The organism is Streptococcus sp. ALY_211 (genome assembly GCF_058314555.1).
This window is the reverse complement of record NZ_JBZFUN010000005.1, coordinates 78970-103368: the sequence shown is the minus strand read 5'-3', so window position 1 is coordinate 103368 and position 24399 is coordinate 78970. Positions and strand designations below refer to the sequence as shown.

The 24399-nt window shown below is 42.3% G+C and carries 20 protein-coding genes; 18 read left to right on the top strand and 2 right to left on the bottom strand.

What is annotated here, in order from left to right:
• The first annotated feature begins 4 nt into the window (after nucleotides 1-4).
• The 9 genes from AC4HAJ_RS05910 (at nucleotide 5) to AC4HAJ_RS05870 (ending at nucleotide 10001) form a co-directional block, all read left to right on the top strand.
• Nucleotides 5-307 carry a hypothetical protein gene (locus tag AC4HAJ_RS05910; RefSeq protein ID WP_491079239.1) on the top strand — a complete coding sequence of 101 codons (303 nt, stop codon included), beginning with the start codon at nucleotides 5-7 and terminating at the stop codon, nucleotides 305-307.
• A gap of 264 nt (nucleotides 308-571) precedes the next feature.
• Entirely contained in the window at nucleotides 572-1924 is a 1353-nt protein-coding gene (gene gdhA / locus AC4HAJ_RS05905; RefSeq protein ID WP_491079238.1) for an NADP-specific glutamate dehydrogenase, read from the top strand.
• 369 nt (nucleotides 1925-2293) lie between these two features.
• Nucleotides 2294-2728 (top strand): MarR family winged helix-turn-helix transcriptional regulator, encoded by a 435-nt coding sequence (locus AC4HAJ_RS05900; protein ID WP_491079237.1) that lies wholly within the window; start codon nucleotides 2294-2296, stop codon nucleotides 2726-2728.
• Between the two features lie 3 nt (nucleotides 2729-2731).
• Nucleotides 2732-4555: an ABC transporter ATP-binding protein gene (locus tag AC4HAJ_RS05895; RefSeq protein WP_491079236.1), complete on the top strand. Its 1824-nt coding sequence runs from the start codon at nucleotides 2732-2734 to the stop codon at nucleotides 4553-4555.
• A complete protein-coding gene (locus AC4HAJ_RS05890; RefSeq protein WP_491079235.1) occupies nucleotides 4552-6300 on the top strand; it encodes an ABC transporter ATP-binding protein in 1749 nt (582 codons plus the stop codon). Before AC4HAJ_RS05895 ends, AC4HAJ_RS05890 begins: the two co-directional genes overlap by 4 nt.
• A 152-nt stretch (nucleotides 6301-6452) precedes the next feature.
• A complete protein-coding gene (locus AC4HAJ_RS05885) occupies nucleotides 6453-7070 on the top strand; it encodes a GTP pyrophosphokinase (protein WP_491079234.1) in 618 nt (205 codons plus the stop codon).
• A gap of 4 nt (nucleotides 7071-7074) precedes the next feature.
• The gene (locus tag AC4HAJ_RS05880) at nucleotides 7075-7764 is read left to right on the top strand and encodes a response regulator transcription factor (RefSeq protein WP_491079233.1); all 690 of its coding nucleotides are present in this window, start codon (nucleotides 7075-7077) and stop codon (nucleotides 7762-7764) included.
• The gene (locus AC4HAJ_RS05875; RefSeq protein WP_491079232.1) at nucleotides 7757-8998 is read left to right on the top strand and encodes a sensor histidine kinase; all 1242 of its coding nucleotides are present in this window, start codon (nucleotides 7757-7759) and stop codon (nucleotides 8996-8998) included. Before AC4HAJ_RS05880 ends, AC4HAJ_RS05875 begins: the two co-directional genes overlap by 8 nt.
• Nucleotides 8999-9089: 91 nt before the next feature.
• On the top strand, nucleotides 9090-10001 hold the full coding sequence (locus AC4HAJ_RS05870; protein ID WP_491079231.1) for a hypothetical protein: 912 nt from the start codon (nucleotides 9090-9092) through the stop codon (nucleotides 9999-10001).
• Nucleotides 10002-10118: 117 nt separating this feature from the next.
• Here the strand turns inward: AC4HAJ_RS05870 and AC4HAJ_RS05865 are convergent, their stop codons facing one another.
• A complete protein-coding gene (locus AC4HAJ_RS05865; RefSeq protein ID WP_491079230.1) occupies nucleotides 10119-10472 on the bottom strand; it encodes a DUF1304 domain-containing protein in 354 nt (117 codons plus the stop codon).
• A gap of 152 nt (nucleotides 10473-10624) precedes the next feature.
• Here AC4HAJ_RS05865 and sufB point away from each other — a divergent pair, with 152 nt between their 5' ends.
• The 8 genes from sufB to AC4HAJ_RS05825 all read left to right on the top strand — a co-directional run bounded on the left by sufB (nucleotide 10625) and on the right by AC4HAJ_RS05825 (nucleotide 23367).
• Complete coding sequence (sufB, locus tag AC4HAJ_RS05860; RefSeq protein ID WP_491079229.1) at nucleotides 10625-12031, top strand: Fe-S cluster assembly protein SufB; 1407 nt, start codon at nucleotides 10625-10627, stop codon at nucleotides 12029-12031.
• Nucleotides 12032-12260: 229 nt separating this feature from the next.
• Nucleotides 12261-14495, top strand: coding sequence for a type I pullulanase (gene pulA, locus AC4HAJ_RS05855; protein ID WP_491079228.1), 2235 nt, complete (start codon nucleotides 12261-12263; stop codon nucleotides 14493-14495).
• 154 nt (nucleotides 14496-14649) lie between these two features.
• Nucleotides 14650-16524, top strand: coding sequence for a 1,4-alpha-glucan branching protein GlgB (gene glgB / locus AC4HAJ_RS05850; RefSeq protein WP_491079227.1), 1875 nt, complete (start codon nucleotides 14650-14652; stop codon nucleotides 16522-16524).
• A 27-nt stretch (nucleotides 16525-16551) separates the two neighbouring features.
• Nucleotides 16552-17691, top strand: a complete 1140-nt coding sequence (locus AC4HAJ_RS05845; RefSeq protein WP_491079226.1) for a glucose-1-phosphate adenylyltransferase — start codon at nucleotides 16552-16554, stop codon at nucleotides 17689-17691.
• Nucleotides 17681-18814: a glucose-1-phosphate adenylyltransferase subunit GlgD gene (gene glgD / locus AC4HAJ_RS05840; RefSeq protein ID WP_491079225.1), complete on the top strand. Its 1134-nt coding sequence runs from the start codon at nucleotides 17681-17683 to the stop codon at nucleotides 18812-18814. Before AC4HAJ_RS05845 ends, glgD begins: the two co-directional genes overlap by 11 nt.
• A complete protein-coding gene (glgA, locus tag AC4HAJ_RS05835) occupies nucleotides 18811-20241 on the top strand; it encodes a glycogen synthase GlgA (protein ID WP_491079224.1) in 1431 nt (476 codons plus the stop codon). Before glgD ends, glgA begins: the two co-directional genes overlap by 4 nt.
• 168 nt (nucleotides 20242-20409) lie before the next feature.
• Nucleotides 20410-22815: a glycogen/starch/alpha-glucan phosphorylase gene (locus AC4HAJ_RS05830; RefSeq protein ID WP_491079223.1), complete on the top strand. Its 2406-nt coding sequence runs from the start codon at nucleotides 20410-20412 to the stop codon at nucleotides 22813-22815.
• Between the two features lie 201 nt (nucleotides 22816-23016).
• Nucleotides 23017-23367 (top strand): hypothetical protein, encoded by a 351-nt coding sequence (locus AC4HAJ_RS05825; RefSeq protein ID WP_491079222.1) that lies wholly within the window; start codon nucleotides 23017-23019, stop codon nucleotides 23365-23367.
• A gap of 77 nt (nucleotides 23368-23444) precedes the next feature.
• Here the strand turns inward: AC4HAJ_RS05825 and AC4HAJ_RS05820 are convergent, their stop codons facing one another.
• Complete coding sequence (locus AC4HAJ_RS05820; protein ID WP_491079221.1) at nucleotides 23445-23630, bottom strand: 4-oxalocrotonate tautomerase; 186 nt, start codon at nucleotides 23628-23630, stop codon at nucleotides 23445-23447.
• 195 nt (nucleotides 23631-23825) lie between these two features.
• Between AC4HAJ_RS05820 and AC4HAJ_RS05815 the strand changes: the two genes are divergently transcribed.
• On the top strand, nucleotides 23826-24398 hold the full coding sequence (locus tag AC4HAJ_RS05815; RefSeq protein WP_491079220.1) for a thymidine kinase: 573 nt from the start codon (nucleotides 23826-23828) through the stop codon (nucleotides 24396-24398).
• Nucleotide 24399 lies beyond the last annotated feature (1 nt).

Below are 24399 nucleotides of genomic sequence, written 5' to 3'. Positions count from 1 at the left end.
ATAGATGGATCAAAAAGAAAAAGAGCGGTTAGAAGAGGCCTACTGGGCTAAGTTACGGGAATTTAATGAAATGGAATGGGATTTGCATGACTTGAAAATAGAAGGACAGAACTTGATGGATGATCATTATGGACATCTTGATGAGTTGCAACGCTTAAGTCCAACTTCTTCTTTAAATCATTACTGGCATGAAGTCAATGATAAGGTTCAAGAGTTTATGAGCCAGCTTCGTTATATGGAGGATGAGTTGGAAGAATCAAGATACCAAACCAAGCGTGATTTCCTAAAGAAGACCGAAAACTATTAAGTTGGTAGCAGATAAGCAGTATTAACTATAAGATTAATTTTTGTTAGGAGTCTACTATATAAATTCTGCCCAATAGCAAACAATAGCAGAAAATCTCCTAAACAATCGGTAGCTGCCTTTGTAGATAAGTCTTTGTCATCAAAAGAGCAGAATATCCGAATGATGGCCACCAGACATTGGAAAAATCTTGACAAAATATTCTGAATATTTATATAATATGATCCGTAATAAAAATTACAATTCAATATATCGGAGGTAAGTGCTATGACAAATGGACAAACATATGTGGACAGTGTCTTTGAAAAGGTTAAAAAATTAAACAGCCATGAACCAGAATTCTTGCAAGCAGTAGAGGAAGTATTCCAGTCTTTGGTACCAGTCTTTGATAAATACCCTAAATACATCGAGGAAAATCTCTTAGAACGCTTGGTTGAGCCAGAGCGCATCGTCTCTTTCCGTGTCCCATGGGTCGACGACCAAGGAAAGGTTCAAGTTAACCGTGGTTTCCGTGTGCAGTTCTCATCTGCCATCGGTCCTTACAAAGGAGGACTTCGTTTCCACCCTTCGGTTAACCAATCCATCATCAAATTCCTAGGATTTGAACAAATCTTTAAAAATTCACTAACTGGTCAACCTATCGGAGGCGGTAAGGGTGGATCTAACTTTGATCCTAAAGGCAAGTCAGATAATGAAATCATGCGGTTTTGCCAAAGCTTCATGACTGAGCTCAGCAAACATATCGGTGCAGACACAGATGTTCCTGCCGGTGATATCGGTGTTGGAGGACGTGAGATCGGCTATCTCTATGGTCAGTACAAACGCCTCCGCAACGAATACACTGGTGTATTGACAGGTAAAGGCTTGACCTGGGGTGGATCACTGGCTCGTACAGAAGCTACTGGTTATGGAGCTGTTTATTTTGCAGAGCAAATGCTCAATGCTCGTGGTGAAAACTTCAACAATAAGACAGCCATCGTTTCTGGTTCTGGTAATGTTGCCATCTACGCAACGCAAAAATTGCAGAGCCTCGGTGCTAAGGTTGTAGCAGTATCTGATTCATCTGGTTACGTTTATGATCCAGAAGGGATTGATGTGGACCTGCTCAAACAAGTCAAAGAAGTGGATCGTGCACGTATTACAGCTTACGCTGATGCACGTCCAAGTGCAAGCTTCACTCCAGCTGGTGGAGAAACGACAATCTGGTCTATTAAGGCAGATCTAGCCTTCCCATGTGCCACTCAAAATGAATTGAGCGAAACAGACGCTGAAACACTTGTAAAAAATGGTGTGATAGCCGTTTCTGAAGGGGCAAATATGCCATCAACGCTGGGTGCCATTGATGTCTTCCTTAAAAATGGGGTATCATTTGGACCTGCCAAGGCTGCCAATGCCGGCGGTGTAGCGGTATCAGCTCTTGAAATGGCTCAAAACAGCGGGCGCACATCATGGAGCTTTGAAGAAGTGGACAGCAAGCTCTACGATATCATGAAAGGCATTTACGAAAATGCTGCAGCAGCAGCTAAAGAGTTTGGGCAAGAAGGTAACTTGGTTGTTGGTGCTAATATCGCCGGATTCCTTAAAGTTGCTGAAGCTATGTCAGCTCAAGGCATCGTCTAAGGGATAGAACGCTATGCCAGCAGATTCATTTTCAGATTTTTGCGAGTAAGGCGAGCATAATCCAGCCACCACCGCCCTGCTAAAAGTGTTAAAAACGCCATTATATAAACCTTTCTAACACTCGGGAATTTTGAGCCCTAGGGCTCAAAATTGAGCTATGAAACTCCGAAGGAGGTTGCTAGCGTCCGACAGCACTTAAGGATGGTGGCGAGCAATACTTTTTCTTCAAGCTGAGAGGCATTTTAGGCCTCTCTTTTTGTATTCTTAAATTAGTTCTCATGGAAACATTATTCTTGACTTTGATTGGAGGAAGGAGTAGTATGATTCTCATGAGAACTAGTTGTTTTCAAGAAAATGTGAGGTGTTTTCATGAAAGATCCTTTTGATACTTTCAGAAACTTCATCAATACTATGGAATCTGCCGTCCAAGATCTGGCTAAGCAATATGGTGTTGAGCACTTGGCGGGCCCTCAAGGCTATACAGTGGTCTATCTGCTGGATCATCAGGAGCAAGAGATTTTTATCAAGGACATCGAGACCAAACTCAATATCTCAAAATCTGTTGCCAGCAACCTGATCAAACGCATGGAGAAAAATCAGTTTATCCAAGTGATCCCCTCAAAGACAGATAAGCGCTATAAGCAAGTGGTTCTGACAGAGCATGGTCGGCAAAAAGCTATAGATATCCAGGCCTTTCACAAGACCCTCAATGCCAAATTGCTGAAAGGGATTGATGAGAAGGATGTTGAAGTTTCTCAAAAAGTTTTTCAAAAAATTAAAGAAAATCTAGAAATTAAGGAGTAGAAGATGTTTAAAATTTTCAAACGTCTCAGCGCCAAGGAATGGAGCATGATTGGGCTCAGTACTGTATTCGTCTGCTTGGCAGTATGGATGGATTTAAAAACACCAGAGTATGTCTCTGATATCACCCGTCTGCTGCAGGAAAAAGGGACAAAGACATCAGATATCATGGAACCAGGTTCCAAGATGCTGCTGTTTTCATTTGGTAGTTTTGTCATGGCTGTCTGTGTTGGTTTTCTAGCTGCCCGTACAGCTGCTGGTTTCACCACCCGTTTGCGCTCGGATATTTTCAATCAAGTAGCTGATTATTCACAAGCTGAGATCAAACAATTTTCAGTGCCAAGTCTCTTGACACGTACCACTAATGATTTGACCCAGTTACAAATCATGGTCACCATAGGGATGCAGGTGGTGACTCGTGGTCCTATCATGGCGGTATGGGCTCTATCTAAAATCTGGGGTAAGAGTGGTGAGTGGACTGGTGCAGTAGGTGTGGCTATTCTGGTCGTTGTGATCATGCTAGCGATCTTGATGTTAGTTGCCTTTCCACGTCAACGCAAGGTCCAATCCTGGACAGATGCCCTCAATGCAACGACCCGAGAGTCATTGACCGGTATCCGTGTGGTCCGTGCCTATAATGCAGAGGACTACCAAGATAAAAAATTCAAAGATGAAAACGCCAATCTGACTAAGCTAAATCTGTTTGTCTACCGCCTCATGTCCTTGATGAACCCAGTCATGACCATGGTTTCAAGTGGTTTGACTCTGTCTATCTACTGGATTGGGGCTAACTTAATCGATGATGTCTCACTGCCTAAGATTGATAAGACAAGTCCTATGGTCATGCAGATGATCAAAGCAGCAAAAGAGGCCATCGATGATCGTGTCAGCATCTTTAGTGACATGGTTGTCTTTTCATCCTATGCCATGCAGGCAGTCTTTGGTTTCCTCATGATGGCAGCTATCTTTATTATCCTGCCACGTGCACTAGTGTCTGCCAAGCGTATCAATGAAGTTCTAGCGCTGGAACCATCTGTCAGCTTTAAAGAAAAGTCTAAAGAAACCAACGGGCAAGTAGGAGAGATTGAAATTCACGACCTGTCCTTCCGTTATAGCAAAAACTCTGCTGATGTGATTGAACATGTCAGCTTCAAGGCTAATAAAGGGCAAACGATCGCCTTTATAGGATCGACTGGTTCTGGTAAATCTACCTTGGTCAATCTGATTGCCCGTTTTTACGATGCTACGGGTGGCTGGATCAAGATTGATGGCGTAGACGTGCGAGATTATACCCACGAAGATCTAAACAACAAGGTCGGCTATATCCCTCAAAAAGCTGTCCTCTTCACAGGTACCATCCGTTCAAATATTCAGTTTGGTAAGAGTGCCCAGGGAGATCTCAGCGATCAAGAGATCTGGGAGGCTTTAGAACTGGCTCAAGCCAAAGATTTTGTTCAAGGGAAAGAAAAGGGTCTGGATACTGAGGTGGCTCAAGGTGGTACCAACTTCTCAGGAGGTCAGCGCCAGCGTTTAGCTATCGCTCGTGCCCTAGCCCGTAAGCCAGAAATTCTGATCTTTGACGATTCTTTCTCAGCTCTGGACTATAAGACAGACCGCATCCTACGTGAGGAGCTCAATAAGCAAACTAAGGATCTGACGAAACTGATTGTTGCCCAACGGATTTCAACCATTATGGATGCCGATCAAATCTTGGTCCTCGATGAAGGTAAAGTTGTCGGGCAAGGTACCCATAAAGAGCTTCTTGCCAATAATTCAGTTTATCAAGAAATCGCCTATTCACAACTATCTAAGGAGGAGTTAGAAAAATGAAAAACAAAAAACAATCTGTGATTCGTAAAATGACTCCTTTTCTTAAGGGATATCGTGCCGTCTTTATTTTAGCCATTATTTTTACGATCGTCTCAAGTACCATTACCGTGATTGGACCGGATCGTCTCAAGGAGATGACAGATACCATCACCAAGGGGCTGACCGGTGAAATCGATATGGATAAAATCACCCAGATAGGAATGACTCTGGCTATCCTCTATGCTATCGGTGCCCTCGTTTCCTATCTGGCTAGCTTTATTGTAGCTACCATGATTCAGCGCTTCGCCCAACGCCTGCGTGACGCTATTTCAGACAAGATCAACCGTATCCCGCTGATGTATTATGATAGCCATTCACAAGGGGATACACTGTCACGAGTGACCAATGATGTTGACCTCTTGACCCAATCCTTCAACCAAAGCTTGGTACAAATGCTGTCATCCATCATCCTTTTGATTGGATCCATTGTCATGATGATCAAGACTAACGGAGTTCTGGCAGCTACAGCCATCATCTCTGTCTTTGCCGGTTTTGCCCTGACGGGGATTATTATCGGTAAGAGTCAGCCCCTCTTTAAGCGTCAGCAAAAAAATCTAGCCGATGTTTCAGGTTATGTCGAAGAAATCTATACCGGTCACAATGTGGTAACGTCTTACAGTGCCCGTGATGAGAGTAAGGAACGCTTTGACGAGCTCAATCAGGAACTCTATACAAGTATGTGGAAGTCCCAGTTTTTCTCAGGGATCATGTTTCCTATGATGAACTTTGTCGGGAACTTTGGCTATGTCATGGTCTGTTTAGTAGGGGCTAAACTAGCACTCGACGGTGACATTACCATGGGGACTATCGTTGCCTTTATGACCTATGTCCGTATCTTTACTCAGCCTATCACACAAATGGCTCAAGGGATCACCCAATTACAATCCGCTAACGCTGCCATGGGTCGTGTCTTTGAGTTCTTAGACGAGGAAGAAATGGAAGTCGAAGAAGCTAAGACCAAACAACTTGATACAGTCAAGGGAGATGTCAGCTTTGATAATGTATCCTTTGGTTACCTACCTGATAAGACGATTATCCACAATTTTTCTGCCCATGCCAAGGCTGGACAAAAGATTGCTATTGTCGGTCCGACAGGTGCTGGTAAAACGACCATTGTCAACCTGCTGATGCGCTTCTATGAAATTAATAGCGGCCGTATCGCTATCGATGGTGTCAATGTTCATGATATGACACGAGCTGAGGTTCATGATGCCTTTTCTATGGTTCTCCAAGATACCTGGTTGTTTGAAGGGACAGTCAAGGAAAACTTGATCTACAATCAAGAACACATCACAGATGAGCAAGTCATAGCAGCTGCCAAAGCAGTCGGTGTCCACCACTATATCAAGACCCTGCCAAATGGCTATGATACTGTTCTTGATGATTCGGTAACCTTGTCTGTAGGTCAAAAGCAACTGATGACCATCGCACGTGCCCTCCTCAAGGATGCCCCACTCTTGATCCTAGATGAGGCAACCTCATCAGTAGATACTCGTACAGAAGAATTGATCCAAAAAGCCATGGACAAACTCATGGAAGGGCGCACTTCCTTTGTCATTGCCCACCGTCTATCTACTATTCGCAATGCTGACCTTATCTTGGTCATGAAGGAAGGTAACATCATTGAGCAGGGAAATCATGATGACCTCATGACACAAAATGGCTTTTACGCAGATCTCTACAATTCACAGTTTGCGAGTGCCTAAGACAATGTCAATCTAGAATAATACTAACGAGTCTGAACTTTTGTTCCAGGCTCGTTTTTAGGTACTCGGTTAGTCTGAAATGGCCGGTTAGCCAGTACTTTTTGAGATTATGTTATAATAAACCCATTATTGCACAAAGGACAAGCAGGTATATGACTGGTATTTACGGAGAGTTCGAACCCCATCTTTGGCAGGTGATGAACCAACTAACACAAGCTATTGAAAAAGAGAGCCGGCAGCAAAAAGAGCGTACTGGTTTCAAACTCTATGAGCATCTCTTGGCACGCATCAAGACTGAAGCTAGTATGGTAGAGAAGTGCCAGCGCAAGGGACTTAGCCCCACAACGCATTCTGCCCTGAAAGTAATCCATGACAGCATTGGTATTCGTGTCATCTGTGGGTTTGTGGATGATATTTACAAAACTGTCCAGCTCCTCAAGTCCCTGCCCAATGTTCAGGTCTATGCTGAAAAAGACTATATCAAGCAGGCTAAACCCAATGGTTATCGCTCCTATCACTTGATTTTAGAAGTAGAGAGTGAGCAGGCGGATGTGGATGGCAATCTGCCAGGCCGTTATTTTGCTGAGATCCAGCTCCGTACCATCGCCCAGGACTCCTGGGCCAGCTTAGAACACCAGATGAAGTATAAGCATCATGTTAAAAATCAAGAGATGATCACCCGAGAACTCAAGCGTTGTGCTGATGAGCTAGCTTCTAGTGATCTATCCATGCAGACGATTCGCAATCTTATACAAGAAAGTGGGGATTAGTGCTATGAAAATTTTACTAGCAGAAGATGAAGAGCAGCTCTCACGTGTCTATCAGGCTGCTTTAGAGCATGAAGGCTATCAGGTTGATCGCGCCCAGAATGGTCAGGTGGCCCTGGACTTAGCCAATGCACACACTTATGATGTGATCATTCTTGACATTATGATGCCGGTAAAGACTGGTTTAGATGCTCTGAGGGAGCTCCGTGCTTCTGGTGATAAGACCCATATCATTATGCTAACCGCCATGAGTGAGATTGATGACCGAGTGACTGGACTGGATGCTGGAGCTGATGAATACCTCAATAAACCCATATCCCTAAAGGAACTCCTAGCCCGATTGCGCTCTATGGAAAGGCGCTTAGATACCTATACAGATAAGGTCTTAGAAGTCGGTTCAGTCAAGCTAAATGTCATGGAGCAAGAATTGAGCGCAACCAACAGCATCCGTCTCTCCAGCAAGGAAACACGCCTGATGGAAATCCTGATGCTAAATAAAGGTAAACATCTTGGAACCCAAGAGATCTTCCAGCAAGTCTGGGCTAAAGATGATAATCCAGAGGTGACCCCGGACTACGTCTATGTCTATATTTCTTATCTGCGTCAAAAGTTGCAGGCCATTCAGTCTGATCTCCAGATCATCGGCGATCAAGATAGTGGCTTCGAACTCGTTCAAACAGGTGATAGCCATGTATGATAAATTACGTCTTCGTATCATCCTTATCGCATCAGTAGCCCTAGCCTTAGCCCTAGGACTATTTTCCAGTGTATTAACCAGCTCTTATAGGCTCACCAATAATCAGCAGGTCGACAATGTTTTACGCCTCTTGGTAGCTAATGATGGGCAACTGACCTATAATTCAAAGACTTCAGAGCGCCTCGGATTTCACTCACCAGACGACCTTTATCAATACCGTTATTTTAGTGTAACGGTTGATAAGCAAGGGAAAATCATCTCCTCGTCCACAGACAATATCCAATCCATTAGTCAAACAGATCAGATAGATTTGGTTGAAGAGATGTTGGAGCGAAATACAGACAAGGGTATGATCCAGTTAGGTGAGGGGAATTTTTCCTATCAAGAAACCCCTGCTGATGATGGTAACAAAACCTTTGTCGTTCTGGATAGTAGCCAGTTTTATGACACGACCAGGCGCTTAACCAGGCTGACCTATTTGATGTCTGTGATCAGTTTCGTCGTCTTTCTAGCTATCTTCACTCTCTTTTCTGGCCGTATCATTCATCCTTTTATCCGGAATATGGAAAAGCAGCGACGCTTTGTTACCAATGCAGGACATGAGCTAAAGACCCCTCTAGCCATTATTCAGGCTAATACAGAATTGCAGGAGCTCATGACTGGAGAGACAGAATGGTCCCAGTCTACCAAGGATCAAATCACTCGCCTGACCAGCTTGATTAATTCCATGGTCGCTCTAGCTAGGCTAGAAGAACAGCCAGATCTCGTTCTATCTCAAATCAATTTTTCAAACCTTGTCCAAGATGCTGCCGAGGATTTCAAAGGTCCCGTGATCAAAGATGGTAAGTTATTTAATATGCAGATAGAACCCAATATCAAGATCAGAGCTGAAGAAAAGTCGATTTTCGAGTTGGTTACTATTCTGGTAGACAATGCCAATAAATATTGTGACCCAGAAGGATCGGTTCAATTAGTCCTCAGCCAACGTGGCCGCAGGCGCAAGCGTGCCCGTCTAGCAGTATCCAATACCTTTAAAGAAGGAAAAAATGTGGATTATAGCAAGTTCTTCGAGCGCTTCTACCGTGAGGATGAATCCCATAGCCATAAACATAAATCAGGCTACGGGATCGGCCTATCTATGGCGCAAAGCATGGTCAAGCTCTTTAAGGGACGCATTTTTGTCAGCTACAAGGATGATACCATCACCTTTAACGTTGACTTTCCCATCGTCTAATCCTAATACCTAACCCAAAAAAGCCCTAGGCTGGCAAAGGGAGGGCGCAATTTCTGTGCTATAATTAAAAAACAAAGAGTAAGGAGATCCTATGAATAAGTCCCAATGGCTAGACTATTTCAGCCAGATCAATAGTCGTCAGCCAAGTCCAGAAGAAATTGACCAAGCTCTTCAAAACGGAGAATTTGTAGAAGAAGTACAAGAACCCGACCAAAGTGGATCAGCTTCCCTGGATGCCGCTTCCTTATCAACTCAGTCTGTTCAACCAGTCTTATTGAATAATAGCCAGAGAGCGTCCTTGCTCCACCCCCCTAGAAAAACTAAAAAGATGACCTGGTTTTTAGTTCTAGGACTTATCCTTTTGGCACTTTTTCTAGGTCTAGGTGGTTACAGCACATATCGCTATACTTCTGCCAATTTAGAAGGGACTTATGAGGTCGTCTATACCAAGGAATATGAGACAAATGATGTCGAAAATTTTGAAAAGCTGTCTGAAAACTCAAGCCGCATCTATGCAACAGTCGATGCCCATAAAGAGATTCAGCTCTTTGATCAAGTCGTCGATGAAGTTGATGATGTCAGCGATGACATTCACAGCGATTATCCCAGCATTGACATCGCCTCTTACTTTAAAACACCTTTAAAGGTCGATCAATGGCACCACAAGATCATAGCTAGTCAAACACCAGCAGCCTACCAAGCTAGCATTCTCAGGGACCTAAAAAAACTGTTTCCTGACATGACCAAGGCAGAACGCCAAAATGAAGCAGAAACCTATGTTGATCCCTTTAAAAATATTAGCGGTAAACAACCTAAACACGTGATAAGCTACGAAAAATCAAGTGATCAAGTCACTGTTCACATCGCTAAAACATCTGGCAAAAAAGTGATGACCCTCAAATTCAAAAAATTGAGCCCAAGCAAAACCGATAAGGTCATCAAACAATATCACAGAGATATTAAAGACTTTGAGAATTATGCCCGCAACAGCACTGCCTATTAATGGGAAGCTATTATTCGCTTGTCACCTGCCACTGACAGAAATTGAAGAGCTATCTAAACGACTAAAAGACCTATCACTGACAAGTGATAGGTCTTTTAACATAAGGTCAGTTACTGACTAAGCCAAACACAAGGATAAGAATGTTAAAATAGCCAGTCCACCTTGTGTTAAGATGATTTTAGGATGAGAGGTCACAGCCCCATAAGCAGCAACCAGAATAATATAAATCATGATGGGCATGAGCATAGATGGATTCCAAATCAGAGCGTAGAAAATACCGAGTCCAATTAAGCCATTGTAGACCCCTTGATTTTTAAAAAGCGTATTTAAGGAAGGGCTAGCCAGCTCTTCTTGAGTCATGCCAAAAACACGTGCTGTCGCAGCAGATGCAGTCGCAAATGTTTCCAAATATAAGATATAAAAGAACTCCAAAGCAACAAGAACAGCCAATACCATACTTAAAATAGTCAAAATAATTCCTCAATTCTAATGAAATACTTACTTATCATAGAACCTCTCAAAAGGAAAGGCAAATAATCTGCTTGCTAGAGAACATGATGCGAAAAATTTCTGGTGAAATTTTTCAGGAGAAATATTATAATGTAGTGCAAAAGGAGATGCTTATGACTAAACCAAACCAAGAAGACCTCAGCGTCAATCAAGAGGACTACAATTTCCATGTTGACATGACTCCAGTATTTTCGACGGGGAAGGGCGTAAACGAAGCAGTTGTTCGCCAGATTTCAGAAAAGAAGCAAGAACCCGCTTGGATGCTAGACTTTCGTCTAAAAGCGCTTAAGGCTTTTGAAAGCATGCCCATGCCTAGCTGGGGTCCAGACCTATCTGAGGTCAATTTCGATGAGATTGTTTACTACCAAAAAGTCTCCGATACACCAGCCCGTGACTGGGATGAGGTTCCTGACAAGGTCAAGGAAACCTTTGAGCGCTTGGGAGTCCCAGAGGCTGAGCAGGCCTACCTAGCAGGAACGGTTGCCCAGTATGAATCAGAAGCAGTCTATCGCAATATGAAGACAGATTTGGAAGAAAAGGGCGTGATTTTTACAGATATCGACTCAGCTCTCCAAGACTATCCAGAGCTTTTTCGCCAGTATTTTGGGACATTAGTGCCACCGACGGATAATAAGCTAGCTGCCCTAAATTCTGCTGTCTGGTCGGGAGGAACCTTTATCTACATTCCCGAAGGGGTTCACGTCGAGGTTCCCCTGCAGCTTTATCTGCGTATCAATAATGAAAACACCGGTCAGTTTGAACGGACTCTGATTGTAGTGGATAAAAATGCTAGCATGCATTATGTCGAAGGCTGCACAGCACCAACCTATACAACTAATAGCCTGCACGCAGCTGTGGTTGAAGTCTTTGCCTTAGAAGGGGCTCATATCCGCTACAGCACCATTCAAAACTGGTCAGATAATGTCTATAACTTAGTAACCAAACGAGCGACTGCCAAGAAAAATGCAACAGTTGAATGGATCGATGGTAACCTAGGCTCCAAGACAACCATGAAATACCCAGCTATCTATCTGGATGGTGAGGGTGCAACAGGCACCATGCTGACCATAGCCTTTGCCAATAAAGGTCAGGATCAGGATACAGGTGCCAAGATGATCCACAATGCCCCGCATACAAGGTCTTCCATCATTTCAAAGTCTATTGCACGGGCAGGTGGTAAGGTCGACTACCGCGGTCAAGTGACCTTTGCTCAGCAGGCCAGCAAATCTCTCAGCCATATCGAGTGTGATACCATCCTTATGGATGACCTCTCCTCATCAGATACCGTACCTTATAATGAAATCCATAACTCCACGGTTAGCCTTGAGCATGAAGCCAAAGTATCAAAGATTTCAGAAGAGCAGCTCTTTTATCTCATGAGCCGTGGTCTAACTGAGCAAGAAGCCACTGAAAAAATTGTCATGGGCTTCATTGAACCATTTGCAAAGGAGCTCCCTATGGAGTACGCTATTGAGCTCAATCGCTTGATCGCCTTTGAAATGGAAGGGTCTATCGGTTAATCCTAATAACGATTTCTTAAAGAAGCTGGCACAAAAGGCCAATAACTGTATCAATCTGATAATCAAGAATAATGCTAAGCAGTCTGGGCAAATTGTCTCAGGCTCTTTTAACTTGGTAATGGTTTCAGTGCAGTATTTCTTGAAAAATACTTGTTAATACAGTACAATAGGTGAGCTTGTGACGAGGATGCTGGGCGAAATAATGAGTTGATGGGAGCACGGAAAATCTATGAAAGAAACTGTTGTGGTACTGCATTTTCATAGTAAATATAGGGCGTATTATGATTTGAGTTTATGGCAGTGGCGAGAGAGTGTTCTAGGATCAGAGTGCCACTTTTCGCTATTTGACAGTTTTGGAGCCAGAGCGACGCTGACTTATAACAGTAATCAGGAAGTCAAACAAATTGGAGTCCTCGTAAAAAATAGGGACTGGTCCTTCAAAACACAGGACTATCATGTAAAACTTCATCAAGGCCAAAGCAAAACAGAAATTTGGATAATAGATGGCGATCCAGAAGTTTATTATTCCCATCAAGCTGCTATTACCAGCCACCACTATAATCACCCTAGACCTAAAGCTTTTGACATGGCCATCAATAGCAAAACCTTTGATAAAAAATGGGGGTTTTCTGGCTGGCTAGGTTACCACTATCAAAAAGAGCAGACCCAGTTTCGACTGTGGGCTCCCACTGCCCAACTAGTGGAAGTAATCCTCTATAGTTCCACCAACCCTGAGTCCAGTGTCAAAAAGGTCATCCCTATGGCAAGAGGAGAAAATTTCCAGCCAGATAACCATAGACTCAATACCTGTGGAGTATGGTTTCTAACCGTTCACGAAGATCTCAATTACCATGCTTACGCTTACCGCATTCACTATAAAAAACGTATTTTCAGAGACAGTCGAGATCCCTACAGTATAGCGGCTACAGCAGATGGCTTACGATCAGTTATCATTTCTAAAAAAGATAGACAACCTAAGGATTTTGCTGTTAATCATGGCGATAGGGCTCCCTGGCGCCTCACTAACCCTAACCAAGCCGTTATTTGTGAACTGCATATCAGAGACTTTACCCAGTCGGAAACATCCGGTATCCCTGAGAATTATCGTGGTACGTTTAAGGGAGCTTATTATAGAGGAAGTCAAAATCCATACGGAGATAAGACCGGCTTGGACTATATCAAGGAGATGGGCTATAGCTATGTTCAACTTCAACCTATCTTTGATCACCACCAAACGATCCTTGATGATGGCAGTTATGCCTATAATTGGGGATATGACCCAGAAAATTACAATGTTCCTGAAGCTAGTTTTTCGACCAATCCAAACGAGCCAGTGACACGAATTATCGAGCTTAAAGAACTCATCCAAGCCTACCATGATGCAGGAATTGGTATTATTATGGATGTTGTCTACAATCACACCTATTCAACAGAAAATTCTCCCTTTCAGTTGACTGTACCGGATTATTATTATCGCATGAACCCTAATGGGAGCTTTCAGGATGGCTCAGGATGTGGCAATGAAACAGCTTCTGAAAAAGAAATGTTTCGAAAATATATGATTGATTCTGTGACTTATTGGATTGAAGAATACGGTATTGACGGCTTTCGATTTGATCTGATGGGCTTACATGATATCGATACCATGAGAGCAATCCGGCAGGCTGTCGATGCCATTGATCCTAACATCCTCCTCTATGGCGAAGGATGGGACATGGGAGTCGGTTTAGCCCCTCAAGATAAAGCTAAAAAGGAGAATGCTTCTCTGCTCCCACGGATTGGATTTTTTAATGATACCATTAGAAATGCTATAAAAGGCGCAGAAGTTTATGGGCATCTAGAAAAGGGTTTTGTATCAGGCGAACCCACAGAAGAAATCCTTGCTAAAGGGTTTTTAGGCAGCGATGAGCTCAACCCTTATCAGACGCCTAGCCAAGTCGTTAACTATGTCGAAGCTCATGATAACTACAATCTCAATGATCTTTTATGGGAGCTTCATCCTTCTGATGAATTGGATCACCACCGTAAGCGTGTGCGATTAGCCACCGTTATCAACCTGACCATGCAAGGAATCTGTTTTATGCAGTTAGGGCAGGAGTTTTTGAGAAGCAAACGCTATCCCACAGGTCCAAAAGGCGAATTGACACAGGCAGATAAAGCGCGTGCCATGAATTCCTACAATGCCCCCGATGAGGTCAATCAGATCGACTGGAAATTGAGAACATTAAATGAGGATATCGTCCAGGATGTTCGTGATGTGATCCATCTTAAAAAAACGAATCCCCATCTTTCCTATCAGTCTTACCAGAGAGTGAGAGAGGATATTTTGATCACCAGTGCTCAGGCAGGAAGTGGTAGAGTAATGATCACATTTAAGGATGACCAATCGTATATGATTTTTGATGCCAATAGAAAAAACTACGAAATCATGCTGACAAATGATGGGAAGAATGGTAGAATTTAGACGTAGGAAGTTTTACTTTTTATTAAGGTAAAACGAACGTTCTTTGAAAAACTAGAGATAATCAAGAGATTGTTTCTAGTTTTATTTTAAAGGACAGATGAAAGCGCTAACACATCTACGGTGAATGCTTGGAGGAAAGCGAGGTGGAGTATCAATGTCTGATGATTCAGAAAATTTTTACAACTGGGGCAGAGGTGAGAGCTTCCATGCCTATGAATTTTTAGGTGCTCATCCTTGTGATGAAAGAGGAAAAGAAGGTTATGTGTTTAGGGTGTATGCGCCTAACGCCCAAAATGTTTCTGTTATTGGTGATTTCACACAATGGCGGGAAAATCCCTTGGAAATGGTTCGCCATGAATCAGGAATTTGGGAGCTTAAAACCAATTTAGCACAGACGGGACAACTTTATAAATATTTGATCACACGTGCTAATGGAGAAGTGGTCGAAAAGTTAGATCCATTCGCCTATTATTTGGAAAAGAGACCAGGGACGGCAGCCTATTTGCGACCTTTCGCTCAGCATCATTGGCATGACGGGCATTGGTTGGCTAGAAGACGACGTCATGGCTTTAGAAAAAGGCCTGTAGCTATTTATGAAGTGCATGCTTCTTCTTGGAGAGATGGGAGGACTTTTAAGGAATTAAAGAACGAGTTGATTCCCTATCTTGTAGAGATGAACTATACCCACGTTGAATTTATGCCAGTGATGGCCCATCCTCTGGGAATGTCGTGGGGTTACCAACTGATGGGGTATTTTGCCCTCGAACATAGTTATGGAACTCCTGAGGAGTTCCAAGATTTTGTAGATGCCTGCCACCAGAATAACATTGGCGTTATAGTAGATTGGGTTCCCGGCCATTTTACACGCAATGATGATGCCTTGGCTTATTTTGATGGGACACCAACCTTTGAGTATCAGGATCCTGATCGTGCCAACAATAGTCGATGGGGCGCCCTAAACTTTGATCTCGGTAAAAAACAAGTCCAATCCTTTCTAATATCATCTGCCTTGTTTTGGCTGGAGCATTATCATATTGATGGCATTCGTGTAGATGCAGTCTCTAACATGATCTACAGAGACTATGATGATGGCCCTTGGACGCTCAATCAATTTGGAGGAAATCGCAACATTGAAGGTTATGATTTTTTGAGAAGGCTGAACGCTATTGTAAAAGACTATCATCCAGACGTTATGATGATAGCAGAGGAATCAACGGCTGATACGCCCATTACGGGAAGTATTGAAGAGGGAGGTCTTGGTTTTGACTACAAGTGGAACCTAGGCTGGATGAATGACACCTTGAAATTTTTTTCAACGGATCCTATTTATCGTAAATATGATTTTAATCTCTTGACCTTTAGCTTTGTTTACTGCTTCAGCGAGCGCTTTATCCTCCCCTTTTCTCATGATGAAGTGGTTCATGGAAAGAAGTCTCTCATGCATAAAATGTGGGGAGATCGCTATAACCAGTTTGCTGGTTTACGCTTGCTATACACTTATCAGTACTGCCATCCTGGCAAGAAATTACTTTTTATGGGATCTGAGTTCGGCCAGTTTTTAGAGTGGAAGTATGACCAAGGATTGGAGTGGTCAAATCTTGCTGAGGAGGATCTGCTCAATGTAAAAATGCAACAGTTTACCAGTGATTTGAACGCTTTTTACAAAAAACAGCGCCCCTTGTGGGAAATTGATGAGAATTATGAGGGACTGGAGATTATAGATGCTGACAATAGAGACCAGTCAGTCCTTTCTTTTATCCGTAAGGACAGTAAGGGGGATAGTTTGGTCTGCATTTTTAATACAACACCAGTAGAATATCGTCATTTTACGATAGGAGTCCCCATCCCTGGACTCTATCAGGAGATCTTTAACACAGAGATGGAAGCCTTCGGTGGTGTATGGAAAGAGCATAATCCCAACACTAAAACCCAGCCTAACCCATGGAAGAATTACCAGCAAACACTCAGTTTTACACTCCCAGCAATGGGAGCAAGTATTTGGAAAATTAAACGTCGTCAAAAACAATAATCTAATCATTATCAAGAGGAGTAAGGTATGAAAAATGAAATGTTGGCACTGATCCTTGCAGGTGGACAAGGAACACGTTTGGGAAAATTAACGCAAAGCATTGCTAAACCAGCTGTGCAATTTGGTGGGCGTTATCGTATTATCGATTTTGCCTTATCCAACTGTGCAAATTCGGGAATTGATAATGTCGGAGTCATTACCCAGTATCAGCCCTTAGTTTTGAACAGTCATATTGGTAATGGCTCTTCTTGGGGGCTGGATGGTATTGACAGTGGTGTTAGCATCTTGCAGCCCTATTCAGCTACAGAAGGGAATCGGTGGTTTTTAGGGACCAGTCATGCTATCTACCAAAATATTGATTATATTGATAGCATAGACCCCGAATACGTTCTAATCCTGTCGGGAGATCATATCTATAAAATGGATTATGACGATATGCTCCAAACGCACAAGGATAATCAGGCCAGTTTGACAGTAGCTGTCATCGATGTTCCCCTCAAAGAAGCTAGCCGCTTCGGTATTATGAATACGGATGTTAATAATCGGATTGTAGAATTTGAAGAAAAACCTGAACATCCCAAATCAACCAAAGCTTCTATGGGGATTTATATCTTTAATTGGCAAGAACTGAGGAAAATGCTACTCGATGCCCAAAAGAATGATATAGAGATGTCAGACTTTGGTAAGCACGTCATTCCAGCTTATCTGGAGCAAGGAGAACCTGTCTATACCTACGACTTTTCTGGTTATTGGAAGGATGTCGGTACCATCGAGTCACTCTGGGAAGCCAATATGGAATATATTGGGGAAGATAACAAGCTGGATAGCCGTAATCGCTCTTGGAAAATTTATTCTAAGAATCTCATTGCACCGCCTAATTTCATCACTGAGATGGCTGAGGTGAATGATAGTCTGGTTGTAGATGGCTGCTATGTAGCTGGACAGGTTGATCACTCCATTCTCTCTACAAATGTTAAAGTGGAAGAAGGTGCTGTCATCAAAGATAGTTTTATTATGAGTGGTGCTACTATCAAAGCCGGTGCAAGGATTACTCGAGCCATCGTTGGTGAAAATGCTGTCATCGGTGAGAATGTTATCATTGATGGTAGCCAAGAAGTAGAAGTCGTCGGTTATAATGAGGTCATTGGAGGTCCAAATGAAGATTGATAAGTATACAGCAATTTTAGGAAATACGATCGGTTATCCGGACATGGGAGAGCTGACAACTAATCGTCCCTTGGCTAGTTTACCATTTGATGGAAAATATCGCCTGCTTGATTTTCAACTGTCCAGTATTGCAAATGCTGGGATTCGTAGTGTCTATGGGATTTTTAGAGGCCAAAATATTCGCTCAGTTTTCGATCATGTACGCTCAGGACGTGAGTGGGGCTTGAATACTTTATTGAGCCACTATTTTCTTGGCTTTTATAATACCGAGGAAAACACCAATGTCGCTGATGCAGACTACTATGGACAGATTTTGACCTATCTCAAACGATCAGATTCCGATCAGACCGTCTACATGTCTTGCGACTTATTGGCTAATATAAATCTAAAACAAGTTCTCCATGTCCATAATGTAATGGATCGTCAGATGAGTGTTGTCTACAAGAAGATGCCTCAAGACGCTATCTCTAAAGATAATGAAATCCTAGACATCGATACCTCTGATACAGTTATTGGAAAGTTGGATCATGATCACAAGCAAGAAACAGCTCCAATGTCTGCAGATATTTATGTTATTAATACACCTTACCTCATCGAAAAAATGGAAGAAGAGGCTAAAAAAGATCATCCTAGGAAGATCCGCTTTTTGCTGCGTGACCTAATTGTTGAATCAGGTGCTTTAGCCTTTGAGCATACAGGCTATCTAGCCAATATTCATTCGATAAAATCTTATTATGATGCCAATATGGATATGTTGGATCCTCAAAAGTTCTACACCCTATTTTATGGCAACCAAAAAGTCTATACCAAAGTAAAAAATGAGGAAGCCACTTATTTTGATACGGATTCGAATGTCAGCAACTCACAGTTTGCTTCTGGATCCATTATAAAAGGGGATGTTAAACACTCTATCATTTCACGTTCCTGCCGTGTTGAGACTGGCTCCAAGGTGACAGACAGCATTGTCTTTCCTAAGGTAAAAATTGAAGCAGGGGCAGTAGTCGAGCATGCTATCATAGATAAGAACGTCATTGTTCCCGCTGGTGTGACAGTAAAAGGAACGGTAGAAAATCCAGTGGTTATCGGTAAAAATCAAGAAATTACGGGAGACATTATTGTATGAAACTACTGTTTATTGCGGCAGAGGGAGCACCTTTTGCCAAAACGGGGGGCTTGGGTGATGTCATAGGAGCTTTGCCTAAATCGCTTGCAAAAAAGGGGCATACCGTTTCTGTCATTCTTCCCTATTATGATTCGGTGGCAGCTAAATTTGATAGTGAAATGGAAGATCTCTTATATTTTTATACCAATGTTGGCTGGCGTCGCCAGTATGTTGGTCTAAAAAAAATCGTCCGTGATGGCGTGTCGTTTTACTTTATTGATAATCAGCAATATTTTTACCGTGGCGCTGTCTATGGCCAGTGGGATGATGGAGAGCGCTTTGCTTACTTCCAATTAGCGGCAATAGAAGCTATTGAGAAGATCGGTGAGATTCCTGATATTGTCCATGTCCATGATTATCATACGGCCATGATTCCTTTTTTGCTCAAGGAAAAATATCATTGGATTCAGGCTTACCAAGACATTAAGACAGTCTTTACCATTCATAATATTGAATTTCAAGGACAGTTCGATCCTGGTATGCTTGGAGATTTGTTTGGTGTAGGTGATGAGCGCTATCTAGATGGAACCTTGCGGTGGAATGATTGCCTCAACTGGATGAAAGCAGCCGTCCTCTATGCAGATCGTGTGACAACTGTCTCTCCTAGCTATGCAAGAGAGATCCAGACACCAGAGTTTGGTAAGGGACTGAGTCAGATTATGATTATGGAGTCCGGCAAGCTATCAGGAATTGTCAATGGAATTGACACTGACTTGTTTGATCCAGAAACAGATCCCCTAATCCCTCATCATTTCTCAATGACAGATTTATCTGGTAAGGTTCAAAATAAAGCAGCCCTTCAAGAACAACTAGGACTCCCTGTTCGCCCAGATGTCCCTATGATAGGCTTGGTATCGCGTTTAACAGATCAAAAGGGATTTGATTTAGTGATTGAGGAGCTCCACCATATTCTTCAAAACGATTTACAGATTGTTTTACTTGGCACTGGTTATCCCCATTATGAAGCTAGCTTATCTTGGTTTGCGAGTGCATTTCCTGATAAGCTATCAGCTAATATTACTTTCAACTTGACCTTAGCTCAGCAAATCTATGCCTCCTGTGACTTTTTCCTGATGCCGTCAGCCTTTGAGCCTTGTGGCCTTTCTCAAATGATGGCTATGCGCTATGGTAGTTTACCGATTGTATCGGAAGTAGGGGGATTGAAAGACACGGTTATTCCCTATAATCGCTATGATAAAACAGGAACGGGATTTAGCTTCGGAGAATTTTCATCTTATTGGATGATCCGCACCATTCAAGCAGCTCTCGATGTGTACTGGAACGCTCCAGAAGATTACAGACAATTACAAAAAAATGCCATGTCATCTGATTTTTCTTGGGATAGTGCTAGTTCAGAGTATGTGACTTTGTATGAACAACTTTCCTGATAGTGTAACGAAACTGGTCATAGGCGTTGATACATCTGCAAGATGACAGTGACTGTGACCCCATTTAAATATGAAAATAAGAGTGCGGGGGAAGTGATAATAAAAAGTGCACAGAAAGCACCTCCCACTCTTATTTTATGCCTGAGTATGTAGGCGAAAGGATGAACAATGCAATTAGAAAATTTAACAAAAGATCAATTTATTCGTGATTTTAAGGATACCTTACATGAGGAGCAGCTGATAAAAGTTCCAGATGCGACGGCTTCAGAAATCTTTACCAGTTTAGCTAAACTCATTCGAAAATACTATGCAGACACTTGGATTTCCAGGAATCAATTGCTATCAGAGAAAAAACAAAAAGTAGCTTATTATTTTTCGATCGAGTTTCTCCCAGGTCGTATGCTAGAAACCAATTTACTGAATTTAGGCATTTTAGACCTGGTCAAAGAGGCCTTCACAGATCTAGACATTGACTTTAGAGACATTGTGGAAGCTGAGCATGATATGGCTTTGGGAAATGGAGGCTTGGGTCGTTTGGCTGCTGCCTTCATGGATTCTCTGGCAACTACAGGCTACCCTGGATTTGGTAATGGGCTGAGGTACAAGTATGGTCTCTTCAAACAGCGTATTGTCGATGGCCATCAGGTGGAAATACCAGACTCTTGGTTTGGCTCTATTGGTAATGTCTGGGAATATCGCAAAGATCACGATGTCGTGGATATCAAGTTGTTTGGGGATGTCTACCTTGAATCTAATGAGGAAGGTCGTCTCATTCCAATTTATCATAATGCACAAATCTTACGGGCAGTTCCTTATGATATTCCTCAGATCGGTTTTGAAAATCAAGTGATCAATAACTTGCGTCTCTGGGATGTTGAAATCCCTGAAGAATACGAATTGCAATACCCAACCTTGGAAGATCGTCGCAAAGTTCAGGATATAACAGCCATACTATACCCTGATGATAGTAATTATGAAGGGAAACGCTTGCGCTTGATTCAAGAATACTTCATGACTAGTGCAGGCCTTCAAACGATTATCAAGAATTATCTTAAACAAGGTCTTCCTCTGGACAAGATCCATGAAAAAGTTTCAGTCCATATCAACGACACCCATCCAGCGGTAGCCCCTGCTGAGTTCATGCGTATCCTTGTGGATGATTATGGTCTTGGATGGAATGCAGCTTGGGAGACGACGGTCAAAACGATGAGCTACACCAATCATACGATTCTGTCAGAAGCTCTAGAAAAATGGGATGCCAATCTTTTCAAAGAAGTGCTGCCACGTGTTTATCAACTAGTCTTAGAAATTGATAATCGCTTTGTTTCAGATTTGGTAAATGATAATAGAGATGCTGGATTGATCGAACGGACCCGCATTGTGAAAGACGGCCAGATTCATATGGCCCACCTAGCGATTATCGGTGGTCACTCAGTCAACGGTGTTGCCAAATTACATACTGAGTTACTAAAAGAAGATACCTTGCATGACTTCTATACACTCTATCCAGAAAAATTCAACAATAAGACAAATGGAATCGTCCCACGTCGATGGACACAGATTGCTGCTCCAGAACTGTCACAAGCTATTGATGAAACCATTGGTAAAGCGTGGCGCAAGGATATTCACCAGCTAGAGACTTTATCAGCCTTTGTTAATGATGAGGACGTTTTGGATAAATTCTACCGAGTCAAAAAGGCGGCTAAAGCCCGTCTTGCAGCCTATATCAAGAAGTCTACAGGTGTAGAAGTTTCAACAGATGCGATTTTTGATGTCCAAGTCAAACGTCTTCATGCCTATAAGCGTCAGCTTCTAAATGTTTTACATATTGTTAAACGCTATTTAGACCTCAAAGATAATCCAGACCTTGACGTCGTTCCTCATGTCTATATCTTCGGTGCCAAGGCTGCTCCAGGTTATCATTTTGCTAAATCTGTTATCAAACTCATCAACGAATTAGCTAATCTTATCAACAACGATGAAAGCATTCAAGGGAAATTAAAACTTGTTTTTCTTGAAAATTATAATGTTAGCCTAGCAGAACTCATCATACCAGCGGCTGATGTTTCCGAACAGATTTCTCTAGCTTCCAAAGAGGCTTCTGGAACTTCAAATATGAAATTCATGATGACAGGAGCGGTGACTCTGGCGACCCTAGATGGTGCCAATATTGAAATCAAAGATGAAGTTGGCGATGATAATATCATTATCTTTGGAATGAATAAAGATGAGGTTTATCGCCATTATGCTAACCATGATTACGATTCACGCAAAATCTATGAAACCAATCCCACAATCAAGCGCCTGCTAGATACTTTAATCAATGGTACTATCCCTAATGCACAGGCTCAAGGTTCTGAGATCTATGAAGCCTTGATCACTTATAACGATGAGTACTTTCTACTGGAAGATTTCGCTTCCTATAGTCAAGCTCAAGAACGCATTGACACCCTCTATCGGGATAAAAAATCTTGGATGCAAATGAGCTTAACCAATATTGCTAAGTCCCATAAATTCACCTCTGATGATACTATTAAAGAGTATGCCGAGGAGATATGGCAATTAGAAAAATAAGATCTTGAGTAAGAATCTATAAAATAAGATAGCAAGGGCTCTAAATCCAGATCAAGTTGGTAAAGATAGTCTAGATAGACTCCCTTGCTTATCGAATCGCTCCTATCCGGTGTTCCTTATAAGCTGAAATCCTAATGTCAGCAGATTTGTGGTAAAAATGGTAAGATAGCCTAAGTTTTAACAGCTTCTAAGGAGGTAACTATGGCCTTTATCAAGGAAAAATTTGAAGATAGCAACATCGAGCGTTTCATGAGCGAGATCAGCGATGAGCTTTTACCCCTGCTCAGTTTTATGACGGATTTGGAGTTACGTTCCTTGCGCTATGAGCTAGCCGAGGCAAGCAGTAGCAGGCGTTCGTATAAGTGCTATCTCTTTGAATCGCCATCCCCTTTCCAAGGCTACGGTCAGTTTGCTTTTCAAGTAGTGTTTCATTATCAGACTAAAGAGATTGAAGTCATCCACCTATCGGGTGTGACTAACTTATCAGCAGCCTTTGATGTCCAGCAGATCATCGAGTTTTTAGCCAAAGATTTTTTTGTAGAATTTTTCTAGCCCATGACCAATAGAGTATGAGACAAGCAAAAAAAGACACATAAACGTTCATCGGTTCATGTGTCTTTTTGCGTGTCTTAATTCTTTTTCTTCATCTCACCTTGTGGATAATAGGTGCCTTCTGGTAGATCGTTGATAAAGACATGGATAGCTTCCTTTGGCGCCTTGGCAACACGTGAGACAACCTCAGTAACTTCACGAGCCAGCTGATCTTTTTGCGCTTGACTGCGCCCTTCAAATAAATCGATTTTAACAAATGGCATTATCGTCCTCCTAAAAGTTCTTAATAATATTTCCACCATTGTACCACGAATTAACCTATAGTGAGAGAAAAATATCATCAGAAATAAGAAAAAGTAGGCGATCTGGGAGACAAGTTAGTTTCTGGATTTCTGCTGAACATTAGAGTGAATTGTGGTAAAATAAAGCGATAACCTTTTAGATTGGAAGATAGGATTTTGGCACAGTTATTTTTTCGCTATGGTACTATGAATTCGGGCAAGTCAATCGAGATTCTCAAAGTTGCCTACAACTATGAGGAGCAGGGCAAGCCCATTGTCCTTATGACCAGCGCCTTAGATACACGTGAAGGCTATGGTTGGGTCGCTAGTCGTATCGGGCTCAAGCGAAAGGCTGTACCAATCTCCAAAGATACGGATATCTATGGCTATATTGATAGCCTACCCACTAAGCCATTTTGTGTTTTGGTAGATGAGGCTCAGTTTTTAACCAAGGGCAATGTCTTTGATTTAGCCCGAGTAGTTGATGAGCTAGATGTCCCTGTCATGTGTTTTGGCCTCAAAAATGATTTTCGCAATCACCTCTTTGAGGGATCCAGAGAACTTTTACTCTTAGCTGACAAGATAGAAGAAATTAAGACCATCTGCCAATACTGCAGCAAAAAAGCCATCATGGTCCTTAGAGTCAAGGATGGCAAGCCAGTATATGAAGGTGAACAAGTTCAAATTGGCGGACATGAGACCTATATCTCAGTCTGTCGAAAGCACTATTATCATCCCGAAATTGACTAAG